Below are 15,755 nucleotides of genomic sequence, written 5' to 3'. Positions count from 1 at the left end.
CTTTCAGGGAAAACTGGCAAACAGATAAAAAGTTTTCTCCCAAGTCAAAGGGCTTTATGAGTTAGAAAGGGGATTTTTAGTGTCAACGAATGCGAATCAGATAGAATATAACGATGATGCCATACAGGTGCTGGAGGGCTTAGAAGCGGTCAGAAAGCGGCCCGGCATGTACATAGGGAGCACCGATGCGAGAGGTCTGCATCATTTAGTTTACGAAATCGTCGACAATTCAGTTGACGAAGCGCTTGCGGGTTTCGGTAATCACATAACCGTTAAAATACACAAGGACAACTCCCTCTCTGTTGAAGACAAGGGACGCGGAATGCCGGTTGGCATGCATAAAATGGGAAAGCCGACACCAGAGATTATCCTGACGGTCCTCCATGCAGGGGGTAAATTCGGGCAGGGCGGCTATAAGACGAGCGGCGGGCTCCATGGCGTCGGGGCTTCCGTTGTGAATGCCTTATCAGAATGGCTGGTCGTCACCATCAAAAGGGACGGTTTTGTTTATCAGCAGCGTTTCGTCAATGGAGGAAAGCCGGAAACAACCTTAGAGAAGATCGGCAAGACGAACCAGACTGGCACGACCATCTCGTTCAAGCCTGATCCTTCCATTTTTTCTACGACCAACTTCAATTATGAAACACTTTCAGAGCGTTTGAGAGAATCTGCCTTCCTTCTGAAAGGGATGAAAATAGAACTGATCGACGAGAGGGACAGACAGAGGGACATCTTTCAATTTGAGACTGGGATCCAAGCCTTTGTCGAGTACTTGAATGAGGAAAAAGACACCCTTCACAAGGTCGTATCCTTCGAGGGAGAGCAGAATGACATTGAAGTCGACTTTGCTTTTCAATTTAATGACGGCTATTCAGAAAATATCCTGAGCTTTGTCAACAATGTCCGTACAAAGGATGGCGGCACCCATGAGGTCGGAGCAAAGACTGCCATGACGAGGGTATTCAATGAATTTGCCCGCAAAAGCGGCCTGCTGAAGGAGAAGGATAAGAACCTGGAAGGCTCTGATATCCGTGAGGGGCTTGCAGCCATTATTTCCGTAAGGATTCCGGAAGAATTTCTTCAATTCGAGGGTCAGACAAAGAGCAAGCTCGGAACAAGTGAAGCACGATCAAGTGTGGATGCGATGGTTTCTGAGCATTTAGCCTATTTTCTGGCCGAGAATCCTGATATCAGCTCTCTATTGGTGAAAAAGGCGATCAAGGCCTACCAGGCCCGGGAAGCAGCAAGAAAAGCCCGCGAGGAAGCAAGGAGCGGTAAGAAACGCAAAAAATCCGAGGCGATTTTATCCGGGAAGCTCACTCCGGCTCAGTCCAGGAATCCACAGAAGAATGAAATTTATCTTGTGGAAGGCGACTCTGCGGGTGGATCGGCTAAACAGGGCCGCGACAGACGTTTTCAGGCAGTGCTTCCTCTAAGGGGCAAGGTCATCAACACCGAAAAAGCTAAGCTTCAGGACATCTTTAAAAATGAAGAAATCAATACGATCATCCATGCCATCGGCGGAGGTGTCGGACCTGATTTCAGCGTCGAGGATATCAATTATGACAAGGTCATCATCATGACGGATGCGGATACAGACGGTGCCCATATCCAGGTGCTGCTTCTTACCTTTTTCTATCGTTATATGAAGCCGCTTATTGAGGCAGGCAAGATTTATATTGCCCTTCCGCCTCTGTATAAAGTATCTAAGGGATCCGGAAAAAAAGAGATCGTTGAATATGCGTGGAGCGATGAAGAACTGCAGGGGGCCATGAAGAAGGTTGGCCGCGGCTATATCATCCAGCGCTATAAGGGTCTTGGAGAAATGAACGCAGACCAGCTGTGGGAAACCACCATGAATCCTGAGAGCCGCACCTTGATCCGGGTAAGGATCGATGATATTGCCCGTGCAGAGCGGAGAGTCACAACACTGATGGGTGATAAAGTGGAACCGCGGCGCAAATGGATTGAATCAAATGTTGCGTTCAGCATGGAAGATGAAACCAATATTTTAGAAAATGAAAATCTGCAGATAGATGAGGAGGTCCAATAATGTCAACCGTTGAGAAATACCGCGACCTCCCGCTTGAGGATGTAATCGGCGACCGATTTGGACGATACAGTAAATATATCATACAGGACCGGGCGCTTCCGGATGCGAGGGACGGCTTAAAGCCGGTGCAGAGAAGAATCCTGTTTGCCATGCATGAAGAAGGAAACACTCATGACAAAGGATTCAGAAAATCTGCGAAGACAGTCGGGAATGTAATCGGAAACTATCATCCCCATGGTGATTCTTCGGTATATGATGCCATGGTGCGGATGAGCCAGGACTGGAAGCTTCGGAATGTGCTGGTCGAAATGCACGGCAACAATGGAAGCCTGGACGGCGACCCGCCTGCAGCCATGCGTTACACAGAAGCCCGAATTTCCGCCATTGCTGGAGAACTTCTTCGGGATATTGATAAAAGGACCGTTGATTTCGTACCAAACTTTGATGATACGGCCAATGAACCGGTCGTCCTGCCAGCGATGTATCCCAACCTGCTGGTCAATGGATCAACAGGGATTTCAGCCGGATATGCTACAGAAATTCCTCCTCATCAGCTGGGGGAGGTTATTGATGCTGCCATCATGCGGATTGATTCCCCTTCATGCTCTGTCGATGACTTAATGACAGTCATTAAAGGGCCTGATTTCCCTACAGGAGGGATTATTCAGGGCGTGGATGGAATCAAGAAAGCCTATGAGACGGGGAAGGGCAAGATTATCATCCGGGGCAAAGCCGAGATTGAGACAATCAGAGGCGGCAAGCAGCAGATCGTGATCACCGAAATACCTTTTGAAGTAAATAAAGCCAATCTTGTACGCAAGATGGATGAATTCCGGCTGGACCGGAAAGTGGAGGGAATTTCTGAAGTCCGTGACGAGACGGACCGCACAGGCCTCCGTATTGTGGTGGAGCTGAAAAAAGAGGCAGATGCTGACGGTGTCCTGAAGTACCTATATAAGAATTCCGACCTGCAGGTACCATATAACTTGAATATGGTAGCGATTTATAAAAAACGGCCGACATTGATGAGCCTGCCAAAACTGCTCGATGCCTATATCAATCATAGGAAAGAGGTCGTCATCAATCGATCCCGTTATGAGCTGGGGAAAGCACTCGACCGGCAGCATATCGTCGAAGGACTGATGAAGGCTCTGTCCATCCTCGACGAAGTAATCGCAGCCATCCGTGCATCCAAGGATAAAAGGGATGCCAAAGAGAATATTATGGCGAAGTTCGGCTTTACCGAGCCTCAGGCAGAAGCCATTGTCTCCCTGCAGTTATACCGGCTGACCAATACCGATATAACCGCACTACGGCAGGAAGCAGAGGAATTGGAGAAGAAAATCAACGAGCTGAAGGCTATCCTTGATAACGAAAAGAAATTGATGTCGGTTATCAAAAAAGAATTAAAGGAAGTCAAAAAGCAGTTCAACGATGTAAGACGAAGCAAAATTGAAGAAGAAATTGAGGATATCAAAATTAATCTTGAGGTGCTGATCGCAAGCGAGGACGTCATGGTTACAGTAACCAAAGAAGGCTATATTAAACGGACAAGCCTGCGCTCCTATTCTGCCTCAGGCGGCCAGGATTTCGGCATGAAGGATTCCGACAGGCTGATCTCCCAATTCGAGATCAATACGACAGATGTTCTTTTGATCTTTACCAATAAAGGAAGTTACTTATATTGTCCGGTCCATCTGCTGCCGGATATCCGCTGGAAGGATATCGGCCAGCACATCGCAAGCATCGTCCCGATCGGAAGGGATGAGCAGATCGTCAAAGCCATACCGATCAGGGATTTTGACAAACCAGAATTTCTCTTATTCTTTACCAAAAACGGCATGGCCAAAAAGACTGAATTGCTGCTTTACAAGGCGCAGCGCTATACCAAACCGCTGGTGGCCATCAATCTGAAGGGCGAAGACGAGGTAGTGGATGTATATTTGACAGACGGAACCCGTGATGTCTTCCTTTCCACCTCCTTCGGATATTCTCTATGGTTCAATGAAGAGGAAGTCAGTGTTGTGGGAGCACGTGCGGCAGGTGTCAAAGGCATTAACTTAAAGGAAGGGGATTTTGTTGTTTCCGGAAACCTGATCTCCGACCCCGCAAAGGAAAGCATTGTCATCGCTACCCAGCGTGGAGCAGTGAAAAGAATGAAGCTGAAGGAATTCGAAAAGTCTTCGCGTGCCAAGCGCGGAGTCGTCATGCTGCGGGAGCTTAAATCCAATCCGCACAGAGTCATCGGTGCATGTGTTGCCAAACAAGATTCGCTCATCCATATCAAGACCGAAAAAGGGGCACAGGAAACCATCAGAGTATCCGATATCCGATTTAACGACCGCTACACAAACGGTTCATTTATCATTGATGCAAATGAAAGCGGAAATGCAGCTGAATTTTGGGAAGAAACCCCGGAATCTCAAAAAGAAGACACTCAATCCTAATCAGAACCCGGCCGCCCCTTGTGGGGAAGCCGGGTTTTTTCAGCAGAAATACCTGACTTTCCAGGGCTGCATCCAATCACTAGAATTTAAGTCTCTATCGGTGCTACAATAATGTCATGAATAGAATGTATGGGGGCGCATCTAGTGTCAAAAGAAAACGATTTAATCTATTTTCAAAATAATATCGGTGCAGGAAAGCCGAACAGTATGGTCAACCGCAGTACAGCCTGCCCTTTTTGTGAGAGAGAATCTCTTACAGACATCTTGGACGAAAAAGGGTCCATCCTTTATTTAATGAATAAATATCCGACTTTAAAGGATACATTCCAAACACTGATTATCGAAACGGATAACTGCGAGGAGGACATTTCCACATATAGCTTTGAGCATTTAAAAACCCTTCTTGAATTCGGTGTATCCAAATGGAATGAAATGAGGGAAAGCGGATTATATAAATCTGTAATCTTTTATAAAAATCACGGCCCGCTTTCAGGAGGGACGATCCATCATCCGCATATGCAGATTGTCGGCTTGAAAGATGCGGACTATCAGCAGAAATTAAGTCCGAAGTATTTCGAAGGCATCCCTGCAGGACGAAAGAATCATGTTGAATTAAATATTTCCGAGCATCCGATTATGGGGTTTACGGAGTTCAATGTCATCATGAAGGAAGGCGGGGATCTATCCATTTTTGCCCGTTATCTTCAATCTGCTGTCCATTTTGTCCTTAATCACTTTCATCGGAGCTGTACAAGCTATAATTTATTTTTCTATCACTACCAAGGAAAAGTAATATGTAAAATTATTCCCCGATTTGTCGTCTCACCACTGTTTGTTGGTTATTCCTTCTCCCAGGTTTCCAATAATCTGGTGGATACCAAACTCCGGATCCAGGAGATGTACGGATTGGACATCAATTAGACCGGGCCCCTTTATTGGGAGTTTGTCACAACGGATGGCCTCTGCCATAAGATAGGGAAAGAGTCTTTATCTTAGAGGAAGGGAATGCCCGTTATGTCTAAGTTCGATCCAAGCAAGCTTGTGACCCGCTATAGGCCGATGACAACTGCCTTTATGCCTTTTGACAACAGAAAATATACCTTGACGCATTCAGATGCAACAGGAGAATTGACGTTAACGATCGGCCGGGAATTTGATGCGGAATCTGTCAATCCGAACCTTAGGGATGAAGTGAATGCGGAATGGATCCCGCAGCTGGGACAGTATGTTCTTTGCGGAAAAGTCTATGTAGGTGGCCATGAATACAGCGAAAATGCCGCAAAAATCAGGTATATGATTTTCGAAAAAGAGATGGAGACCGCCCTTGAAGCAATTATTTTTGGGGACCAGGCATTTTTCCAGTACTTCCCTTGGCTCCTTGACAGTCCGATTTATGTTCATTTTGAGTCAGTTTATCCTGCTTACAATAAGATGCTTTTTTTTGGAACACCAAGACAGTTTCTGCAAAAAAGTAAAATCGCCAATGCATAGCCCAGGGTTTCAGCACTCCGGTTCTTGGCACAATGACAAACGGAAGGCGGGCCGTATATAAAGCCCTCCTTCCGTTTTTTTACGTCTTCATTGACAGAGTTTACTGTATTATTTTAATATTTAGGATAGAAGGTCATTTCGATGTACGGAAAGGAGCTGAAACTCACGGAGTTAAGGGACAGAATCATCGATCATTCGTTGAAGCTGTTTGAAATGCACGGCTTCCATGGTGTAACGGTCAATCAGATTGTTGCAGAGAGCGGCACTTCAAAGGGCGGATTTTACCATCACTTTCAATCCAAAGATGAACTTCTATATGTCATTCATGATTACTTTATTTCTTATGTACTAACGAAAGCAGAAGAAGCAGAATCATCCAGCCAGAATCCCACAGAAAAGCTGAAAAAAATCATTCAGTCATTTGTAAAAGTATTTCACCTCTATAAACCTCACATCTCAGTTTTTTACCAGGAAAGCATGTACTTAAAACCAGAATATACAGAAGAAATTAAGAGCAAGCGAAACGCCTATAAAAACATCATTTTCAAAGTCCTAAGGGAAGGAATACAGGAAGGCCAGTTCCGCAATGAAATTTCGGTGGAAATTACCGGCATGAGCATCCTTGGAATGGTGAACTGGACCTATAAATGGTACCATCCGGAAGGAAGCAAGACCATTGATGAAATTGGAGACATTTATGTGGATCTCATTTTGAACAGTCTTTTGACCGATGAAACAAAAAAGGACCCACGTTTTGCCTGTTACTTTTTGAAAGATTCTCATACGGATTAGAATTAAAGCGCTTACATTTTGTGTACAGACCAACCAGTCGGTCTCTTGAAGACTTTAAGGAGGATTTTCATGGATTTTTCATTAACGAAGGAACAGCAGATGATAAAAGAAATGGTCAGGGACTTTGCAGAAAGGGAAATTCAACCCATTGCATTTGAACTTGACCGCGATTCTAAATTCCCTGAAGACGTGTTTACCAAAATGGGAAAGCTCGGTCTTCTCGGCCTGCCATTCCCTGAAGAATACGGCGGTTCGGGAGGCGACACTATTTCTTATGCCATAGCCGTTGAAGAAATCGGCAAAGCCTGCGGCGGAACGGGTCTTAGCTATGCGGCTGCCATTTCCCTTGGTTCAAGCCCCCTTTATTATTTCGGCACTGAGGAACAAAAACAAAAGTATCTAGTGCCCCTCGCAAAGGGGGAAGCTCTCGCATCCTTTGGTTTGACCGAGCCAAATGCCGGCTCTGATGCTGGAGGCACAAGGACAAGTGCAGTCCTTGACGGAGATGAATATGTGATAAATGGCGAAAAGTGCTGGATCACCAATGCAGGCTATGCCAAAACTCTGACCGTCACGGCGGTATCAGGAAAGGACGAAGCGGGAAAAAATATCATTTCTGCCTTTATCGTTCCGACCGATACAAAGGGACTCACGATTACAAGCGATTATGACAAGATGGGCGTCAGGGCTTCGAACACCTCCCAAATCGTATTAGAGGATGTCCGGATTCCAAAGGAAAATATACTCGGCGATCCTCAGAAAGGATTCAAGCAGTTCCTTTATACGCTAGATGGCGGAAGGATTTCGATTGCGGCGCTTGCCGTGGGGCTGGCACAGGCGGCCTTTGAAAAGGCTCACGCCTATTCTAAGGAGAGAATGCAGTTCGGCAAGCCGATTTCAAGCTTCCAGGCCATCGCCTTTAAGCTGGCAGACATGGCCATGGAAATCGAACTGGCAAGGAATATGGTTTATAAGGCTGCCTGGCTGAAAGACCAGAAGAAGCCTTTTACAAAAGAATCGGCCTATGCCAAGCTTTTTGCCACTGAAATGGCCTTCAGAACATGTAATCAGGCCATTCAGATTCATGGCGGATATGGATATATGAAAGAATATGAGGTTGAAAGATATTTGCGGGATGCCAAGCTCCTGGAAATCGGCGAAGGCACCTCTGAAATTCAAAGACTGGTCATCTCAAGACAGTTAGGCTGCTGATTAGGTTTAAAAGAATCGTCGAACAACTAGATTCCCGCTGAATGTAAATCAAGCAAAGGGGGATTTTTAGTGGCAGAGACATTAAAGGTAACAGTCGGAAGACTTCTTGAGGAAACAGCAGCCAGACAGCCGCAGGCGGAGGCAGTCATTTATTCTGACCGCGGTCTAAAATATACCTATCATGAATTTTATCAGGTATGCAGACAGGCAGCCCGGGGATTTATGAGCTTAGGCATTGAAAAGGGAGACCATATCGCCATCTGGGCTTCAAACACTCCGGAATGGCTGATCACCCAGTTCTCCACCGGGATGATGGGCGGTGTGCTGGTGACGGTCAATACCAATTATCAGGCGCAGGAATTGGAGTATTTGCTGAAGCAATCAGACTCTAAAACTCTGATTCTCATGGAACATGTAAAAGACCATTCCTACATCGATACGTTGTATGGAATCGTTCCGGAACTGAAGAATTCCATCCCAGGAAAGCTGCTATCCGATAAGCTCCCGCATTTAAAGAATGTCATTGTACTAGGCGAAAAAAGATTTCCCGGAACCTTCAGCTGGGAGGACTTGATGGAAGGAAGGAATTCAGTCACTGAGGAAGAGCTGGACTTCCGCCTTGACAGCCTGCATTGGGATGATGTGATTAATATGCAGTACACCTCCGGGACCACCGGTTTTCCGAAGGGTGTTATGCTCACTCATTCGAATATCGTGAACAATGGCCTTAACATAGGGCGATGCATGAAGCTTGGTCCGGGTGATAAGCTGTGCATTCCGGTTCCTTTTTTCCACTGTTTCGGATGTGTGCTGGGGAACATGGCCTGCGTCTCGACAGGAGCTGCCATGGTCCCTGTCCAGGAATTCAATCCCCGGAATGTACTTGAGACGGTCCAGCGTGAGAGATGCACCGGTCTTCACGGAGTGCCGACCATGTTTATATCGGAACTCGGGCTTGATGACTTTGACAGTTATGATTTATCCACGTTAAGGACGGGAATTATGGCCGGTTCGAACTGTCCGATGGAGGTCATGAAAGCAGTTTTGGAGAAAATGGGAGCCTCAGAAATCACCATCGCCTACGGCCAGACAGAATCTTCCCCTGTCATAACCCAAACAAGGACCGATGATCCCATTGAATTCAGGGTTTCATCCGTCGGCAGGGCCCTTCCCCATGTAGAAGTGAAAATTGTTATGCCAGGTACAGATCAAGAGGTGGAAAGAGGCACGCAAGGGGAAATCTGTACGAAAGGGTACCACGTGATGAAAGGCTATTACAAGAATCCAGAGGCAACAAAGGAAGCCATCGATGGAGAAGGATGGCTCCATACCGGGGATCTGGGCGTCATGGATTCCGAAGGATATTTAAAGGTTACCGGCCGGTTGAAGGATATGATCATCCGAGGCGGGGAAAACATCTACCCGCGCGAGATTGAGGAGTTTCTTTACACACATCCACATATTATGGATGTGCAGGTGATTGCCGTCCCGGATGAGAAATACGGGGAGGAAATCATGGCCTGGATCATTCCACGTGAAGGGAAGACCCTCACTGCTGAAGGGGTCAGGGAGTTTTGCTCAGGAAGGATTTCGAAGCATAAAATTCCCCGCTATATCGAATTCACAAAAGAATATCCCATGACTGCCTCAGGAAAGATCCAGAAATTTAAGCTGAGGGAAATGAGCAGAGATTTATTAAAGGCCTGAAGGAGGAATATCATGCTGAAAAAAATACTGATTGCCAATCGGGGGGAAATAGCCGGGAGAATCATCCGGACGTGCAGTCGACTCGGCATCCGAACGGTTGCGGTTTATTCAGAGGCAGACCAGGACGCACCGTACACCAAAAGTGCGGATGAAGCCTTTCTTTTAGGCCCCCCGAGAGTGCAGGAAAGCTATCTGAATGCAGAAAAAATCTTGGAAATAGCCCATGAAGCCCAATGTGACGGCATTCATCCTGGTTACGGATTTCTCAGTGAAAATGCAGACTTCGCAAAGAGATGCAGGGAGGAAGGAATCACCTTCATCGGTCCTTCTCCTGATGTCATTTCCTTGATGGGCAAAAAGGTGGAAGCCAGGATTGCGATGGAAAAAGCAGGGCTGCCTCTCGTTCCGGGAATATCCAGGAGCATTAAAGATGCAGATGAAGCGGCAGAGCTCGCTCTTCAGTTTGGATATCCAGTGATGCTGAAGGCTTCGGCAGGAGGAGGAGGCATCGGGATGCAGGCCTGTTCAAATGAAGCCGAGCTGAGGAAGGCATATGAAGGAAGTCAAAAGAGAGCACTCATGTTTTTCGGCAACGGAGATATGTTTCTGGAAAAGCTGATTGAAAATCCCCGTCATATTGAAATCCAGGTTTTAGCCGACAGCCATGGTAATGGGATGTATCTCTGGGAAAGGGAATGCTCGATTCAAAGGCGCCATCAAAAAGTGATCGAGGAGGCTCCATCACCCTTTCTGGATCAGGAAACAAGGGAGGAAATGGGCCGGGCGGCCATCGAAGCAGCTTTAAAAATCGGCTACACCAATGCAGGAACCATAGAATTCATTGTAGACCAGGATAAAAAGTATTATTTTCTGGAAATGAATACACGTCTGCAGGTCGAGCATCCCATTACAGAGGAAATTACAGGCATCGATCTTGTGGAGGAGCAGATAAGAGTGGCTTCCGGAGAGACTTTGAGGCTAAAGCAGGAGGAGATCCCTTTAGAAGGGCATTCGATTGAAGCAAGAATTTATGCAGAAGATCCAAAGACGATGCTTCCGTCTCCAGGAAAAATCACAGCCCTCGATATCCCTGAGGGTGAGGGCATCCGGCACGAGCTTGGCGTCCATTCTTCCTCACATGTATCGCACTTTTATGATCCCATGATTGCGAAGCTTGTCACAACAGGAAAGGACCGTCCCGAAGCTATCGAAAGAATGAAGGAGGCACTGGCCGGGTACACAGTCCAGGGAATTAAAACAAACATTCCTTTACTCCTTGAAATATTGCATCAGGAAGCATTTTCTGCAGGAGATACGACTACAGAGTTTATCGGAAAGTACCTGACAAATAACAGCCGAGTTTCATCCTAGGAGGAATTATTATGGCAGAAATCAGATCAAATATGGCGGGAAGCGTTTGGAAAATACTTGTTTCCAAAGGAGATAAAGTACATGCAGGCGAGGATATCATCATTCTGGAATCTATGAAAATGGAAATTCCGATTGCCGCTGAAGAGAATGGAACAATTACAGAAGTCCACGTAAATGAAGGAGATTTTGTAAACGACGGAGATATTCTGGCTGAATCCGAATAATTCTTGGGAGGCTGGAAAAATGAAATGGCCTAAAACAGCACTGATCAAGGAGGTCGGTCCAAGGGACGGCCTCCAGAATGAAAGCACCACTCTCAGTACAGCTGGAAAAATCGAATGGATCGATTCTCTATCAAAAACAGGTCTTTCCTATATAGAGGCTGCTTCCTTTGTCAATCCGAAGTGGATTCCGCAGCTCTCCGATTCCCTGGAAGTTATGCAGGGAATCACCCGTGAGGAAGGTGTTGTCTATGGTGCGCTGGTGCCTAACCTGAAAGGGCTTGAACGAGCTCTGCAGGGAAAGGTGGATGAAATTGCAGTTTTCATGTCGGCCACGGAAACACATAATCAGCGGAACATCAATAAAACCATTGCAGATACGATACCTGTCCTGTCAGAGACGGCCTTAGAGGCTATTTCCGCGGGTAAAAAAGTGAGAGGATATCTCTCCACTGTTTTCGGCTGTCCATACGAAGGAGAGGTTTCCACCGAAAGTGTCCTGAAAATGACTGAAAAGCTTCTGGAGATGGGAATCTACGAGCTGTCATTGGGCGATACAATCGGCGTTGCGGATCCCAGGCTGGTGGAAGAGGTACTAGGGGAAATCCTGAAAAGGTATGATCCATCGCTATTCGCCCTCCATTTTCATGATACCCGGGGAATGGCGCTGGCAAATGTGTTGAAATCCCTTGAAATGGGATTCTTCGTATTTGATTCATCCCTTGGAGGGCTGGGCGGCTGCCCTTACGCCCCCGGTGCATCCGGTAATGCAGCAACAGATGACCTCGTCCATATGCTTGAAAGGATGGGAATCCATACAGGAGTGAATGAGGACAAATTACTTCACTCAGCAGAAATGCTCCAATGCAAATTAAACCGAAATCTTCCGAGCCATAAGATGGCTGTGTATAATTCGGCCCACGCTTGATAAGGGAGGGAAAAAGAAATGGAAACGATCGTTGATTATAAAACCATGGGAGGCGGCGTAGCTGTCATTACCCTTAACAGGGCAGAAGCAGCCAATGCACTATCCAGGGAGATGCTAAGGGAGCTTGATCGTCTGCTTGATGGTATAGAGTTTAATCCCGGCATAAGAGGAGTGATCCTTACTGGCAGCGGTGAAAAGGCATTCTGTGCCGGCGCAGATTTGAAGGAACGGGCGGGCATGAATGATAGAGAAGTAAAAGAAACTGTAGCCTTGATCGGGAAGGTCGTGACTAAATTGGAACGGCTTCCTCAGCCTACCGCGGCTGCCATCAACGGCGCCTGTTTTGGAGGCGGTTTGGAGCTTGCTCTTGCCTGTGATATCCGAATGGCCGCAGATTCAGCAAAAATGGGCCTTACCGAAACTTCGCTGGGAATCATCCCGGGTGCCGGGGGAACCCAGAGGCTTCCAAGGCTCATAGGGATCAGCAGGGCGAAGGAGCTCATCTATACGGCGAGAAGGATTAATGCCCAGGATGCCTTAACCTATGGCCTTATATCTTACGCTGCCCCACAGGAGGACTTACTGGACCGGGCGATGGAGCTGATGCTTGAAATCTCCAAAAATGGCCCTATTGCCGTCCAGCAGGCGAAGAAGGCCATCGATTTAGGAGGACAGGGTGATTTGGAAACAGGCTTATCTATTGAGAAAATCTGCTATAGCGTCACCATCCCCACCAGGGACAGGCAGGAGGGGCTGCTCGCCTTTAAGGAAAAACGGCAGCCGCAATACACCGGTGAATAATTGTGAAAGCGGGGAAGAGCGAATGACCAAGCTAGAAACACTCGTAGAAAAAGTAGAAAAAATCCAAAAAGGCGGATCTGAAAAATATCATCAAAAAAACGCGGAAAAAGGAAAGCTTTTTGTCAGAGAAAGACTCCGTCTATTATTCGATCATGGGCTTGACTTCGAAGATGCCTTCTTCGCCAACTGCCAGGCAGAAGGTCTGCCGGCGGATGGAGTTGTAACAGGTATTGGATTAATAAATGGCCAGAGGGTATGTGTAATGGCCAACGACTCCACCGTAAAAGCTGGCTCGTGGGGTGCAAGGACCGTTGAAAAGATCATCAGGATCCAGGAAACGGCTGAAAAATTGAATATTCCCATGCTGTATCTCGTAGATTCTGCAGGAGCCAGGATCACCGATCAGGTTGAAATGTTCCCGGGAAGAAGAGGAGCAGGACGCATTTTTTACAATCAGGTCAAGCTTTCAGGAAGGGTGCCTCAGATCTGCCTGTTATTCGGGCCGTCTGCTGCAGGGGGGGCTTACATACCGGCCTTCTGTGACATCGTAGTGATGGTCGAAGGCAATGCGTCGATGTACCTTGGATCTCCAAGAATGGCAGAGATGGTCATCGGTGAAAAAGTGACAGAAGAAGAAATGGGCGGCGCCAGGATGCACTGTTCTAAGTCTGGCTGCGGCGATGTTATGGCAAAGACCGAGGAGGAAGCCATATCATTCGCGAGGAATTATCTCTCTTATTTTCCTGAGAATTATTCTGAGCTGCCGCCGCAGTATGAGATGCTGAGCCCGCGTGCAGATGTAAAACCAATATCCGAGCTTCTGCCAAAGAACCAGAATGCACCATTCCAAATGTATGAGCTGATCGACAATCTTATCGACAGAGGCTCTTTCTGCGAAATCAAAAAATTATTTGCTCCGGAGCTCATCACGGCCCTTGCCCGGATGGACGGAAAGCCCGTCGGGATCCTCGCCAACCAGCCCCGGGTGAAAGGAGGCGTATTATTCCCGGATTCAGCCGATAAAGCTGCGAAATTTATTAACCTTTGTGATGCCTTCAACATTCCGTTGCTATTCTTGGCTGATATTCCTGGTTTCATGATCGGAACAAAGGTGGAACAGGCAGGAATTATCCGCCATGGAGCCAAGATGATTTCAGCCATGTGTGAAGCGACAGTTCCCAAAATATCCGTAGTTGTAAGAAAAGCTTATGGTGCAGGCTTGTATGCCATGGCAGGCCCTGCCTTTGAGCCTGACTGCTGTCTGGCCCTGCCTTCAGCCTCCATTGCCGTGATGGGGCCGGAAGCAGCAGTCAATGCCGTCTATGCCAACAAAATCAAAGAGCTTCCTCCGGAGGAACGTACTGCTTTCATCGAATTGAAACGGGAGGAGTACAAACAGGATATCGACATATACCGCCTCGCTTCCGAAATGGTGATCGATGACATCATTCAGCCGGATTCACTGAGAGATGAGCTGATTGCAAGATTCGCGGCTTATTCCACTAAAAAACTACAATTTACGAATAGGAAACATGGAGTTTATCCGGTTTAATGCTCTATTTTGAAAAGGAGGTTCAGTTCCGGGCCTCCTTTTTTATCTGCTAAAAATATTCTTTTTTCCTTTTTTAATTTAAAAAAATTCATGATTGCTGGTTTAATATGAATAAAAATAATGCAAAAACAGCTCGAAAAACCTAAAAAAGAACCCTGAATGGGTTCAAGAACTGCCGCAGGAGCTTCCGCACGAGCTGCCGCAGGAGTGGGAGGAGCAGCTATGGGACGAACAGCTGTGATGAGAGTGTCCGGAACTATCAGAGTTATGATGGCTGTGTCCGGGATGATGCTGGGAGTGATCAAAGGGATTGTCTGCATCTCCTCCGAAGTAAGAAGAGAATAACATGGCCAAAAAGCTCTCATCCCCGGACTTTTTAGCTTTGGTTAACTGGATACCCGGCTTTTCATTTTTGCGGCTTTGAATAAAGGCAATCTCTTTTTTTATTTGATCGACCAGCCTCAGAACAGCTTCTTCCCCTTCGCTAGTGCGGGGATTAAAATAAGAACTGGAAATTTCCCACGTGTTCTTTTCCTCTATTTCCAAAAGGAGTTCTTGTGATAATCGATGTTTGAAGAAGGGACCGTACATCCGGTGCGTGTTAGGAGTAAGTTCAAACAGCTGGGAATAGATTAAATCAAACCACGCTCGATCTTTCCCCTCCGTACTGTTCCTGCTTGCATCCCTGGCCAGCATGCTTTTAGGCTCATGATGGAGATAGCTTCCCATGAATTTCTCACAAAACGTCTGGTAGCTTCTTGAAAACATCATCATCTCATGCCAGATTTCATCGACTGAATCATTATACATCCCCGCATTTTTCATAAGGCTGGATAAGATAAAAAAACGCTTGATTTCCAGCTCATAATAAGGATAATCCTCAAGAGTGATGTTTCCTTCCTTAAGAACCCGGAGTTTCACTTCTTCTGCATATTCATCATTCCAGGCAGACTGAAATTTTTCCTCCAGTGCCTCGAGTCCAAGATCGGGCTTTATTCCTAAATGCACAGGAAGCGGCGATTGGATCAGCTTTTTGTTCCCTGGCGCCCGGTTCTTCTTTATTGATACAGTGAGCAGCGCTCCAAGACCCGCCCCCACGATAAATGTGATATAGCTCATGACATTCCCTCCCTGAGATTCGTTTCTCAGATAATTCGACATGAATACATTCCTATTCCTT

13 protein-coding genes are annotated in these 15,755 nt (G+C 46.7%); 12 read left to right on the top strand and 1 reads right to left on the bottom strand.

All coding sequences use genetic code 11. The annotated features are described in order from the left end of the window. The first annotated feature begins 79 nt into the window (after positions 1-79). From parE to H539_RS0124940, 12 genes are all read left to right on the top strand, one after another. Positions 80-2,053 (top strand): DNA topoisomerase IV subunit B, encoded by a 1,974-nt coding sequence (gene parE / locus H539_RS0124995; protein WP_026695790.1) that lies wholly within the window; start codon positions 80-82, stop codon positions 2,051-2,053. Beyond that, the gene (gene parC, locus H539_RS0124990; RefSeq protein WP_026695789.1) at positions 2,053-4,500 is read left to right on the top strand and encodes a DNA topoisomerase IV subunit A; all 2,448 of its coding nucleotides are present in this window, start codon (positions 2,053-2,055) and stop codon (positions 4,498-4,500) included. The genes parE and parC overlap by 1 nt, the downstream gene beginning before the upstream one ends. Positions 4,501-4,644: 144 nt before the next feature. After that, positions 4,645-5,421, top strand: a complete 777-nt coding sequence (locus H539_RS0124985) for a DUF4931 domain-containing protein (protein WP_026695788.1) — start codon at positions 4,645-4,647, stop codon at positions 5,419-5,421. Between the two features lie 93 nt (positions 5,422-5,514). Then, positions 5,515-5,991 carry a staygreen family protein gene (locus H539_RS0124980; protein WP_026695787.1) on the top strand — a complete coding sequence of 159 codons (477 nt, stop codon included), beginning with the start codon at positions 5,515-5,517 and terminating at the stop codon, positions 5,989-5,991. A 141-nt stretch (positions 5,992-6,132) separates the two neighbouring features. Then, positions 6,133-6,783: a TetR/AcrR family transcriptional regulator gene (locus tag H539_RS0124975; RefSeq protein WP_026695786.1), complete on the top strand. Its 651-nt coding sequence runs from the start codon at positions 6,133-6,135 to the stop codon at positions 6,781-6,783. A 69-nt stretch (positions 6,784-6,852) separates the two neighbouring features. After that, entirely contained in the window at positions 6,853-7,995 is a 1,143-nt protein-coding gene (locus H539_RS0124970) for an acyl-CoA dehydrogenase (protein ID WP_026695785.1), read from the top strand. Positions 7,996-8,064: 69 nt separating this feature from the next. Beyond that, positions 8,065-9,702, top strand: coding sequence for an AMP-binding protein (locus H539_RS0124965; protein ID WP_026695784.1), 1,638 nt, complete (start codon positions 8,065-8,067; stop codon positions 9,700-9,702). Positions 9,703-9,714: 12 nt separating this feature from the next. Then, positions 9,715-11,073 (top strand): acetyl-CoA carboxylase biotin carboxylase subunit, encoded by a 1,359-nt coding sequence (locus H539_RS0124960; protein WP_026695783.1) that lies wholly within the window; start codon positions 9,715-9,717, stop codon positions 11,071-11,073. 11 nt (positions 11,074-11,084) lie between these two features. After that, positions 11,085-11,297 (top strand): acetyl-CoA carboxylase biotin carboxyl carrier protein subunit, encoded by a 213-nt coding sequence (locus tag H539_RS0124955; RefSeq protein ID WP_026695782.1) that lies wholly within the window; start codon positions 11,085-11,087, stop codon positions 11,295-11,297. A 19-nt stretch (positions 11,298-11,316) separates the two neighbouring features. After that, positions 11,317-12,222: a hydroxymethylglutaryl-CoA lyase gene (locus H539_RS0124950; protein WP_026695781.1), complete on the top strand. Its 906-nt coding sequence runs from the start codon at positions 11,317-11,319 to the stop codon at positions 12,220-12,222. 18 nt (positions 12,223-12,240) lie between these two features. After that, entirely contained in the window at positions 12,241-13,023 is a 783-nt protein-coding gene (locus tag H539_RS0124945) for an enoyl-CoA hydratase (RefSeq protein ID WP_026695780.1), read from the top strand. Positions 13,024-13,045: 22 nt separating this feature from the next. Continuing rightward, entirely contained in the window at positions 13,046-14,575 is a 1,530-nt protein-coding gene (locus H539_RS0124940; RefSeq protein ID WP_026695779.1) for an acyl-CoA carboxylase subunit beta, read from the top strand. Positions 14,576-14,740: 165 nt separating this feature from the next. Here the strand turns inward: H539_RS0124940 and H539_RS0124935 are convergent, their stop codons facing one another. Then, positions 14,741-15,694: a glycine-rich domain-containing protein gene (locus H539_RS0124935; RefSeq protein ID WP_026695778.1), complete on the bottom strand. Its 954-nt coding sequence runs from the start codon at positions 15,692-15,694 to the stop codon at positions 14,741-14,743. Positions 15,695-15,755: the final 61 nt, after the last annotated feature.

It is taken from the genome of Peribacillus kribbensis DSM 17871 (assembly GCF_000430765.1).
In the GTDB taxonomy this organism is placed as follows: Bacteria; Bacillota; Bacilli; order Bacillales; family DSM-1321; genus Paraperibacillus; species Paraperibacillus kribbensis.
The sequence above is the reverse complement of the archived record's forward strand: the minus strand, read 5'-3'. Positions and strand labels throughout refer to the sequence as shown.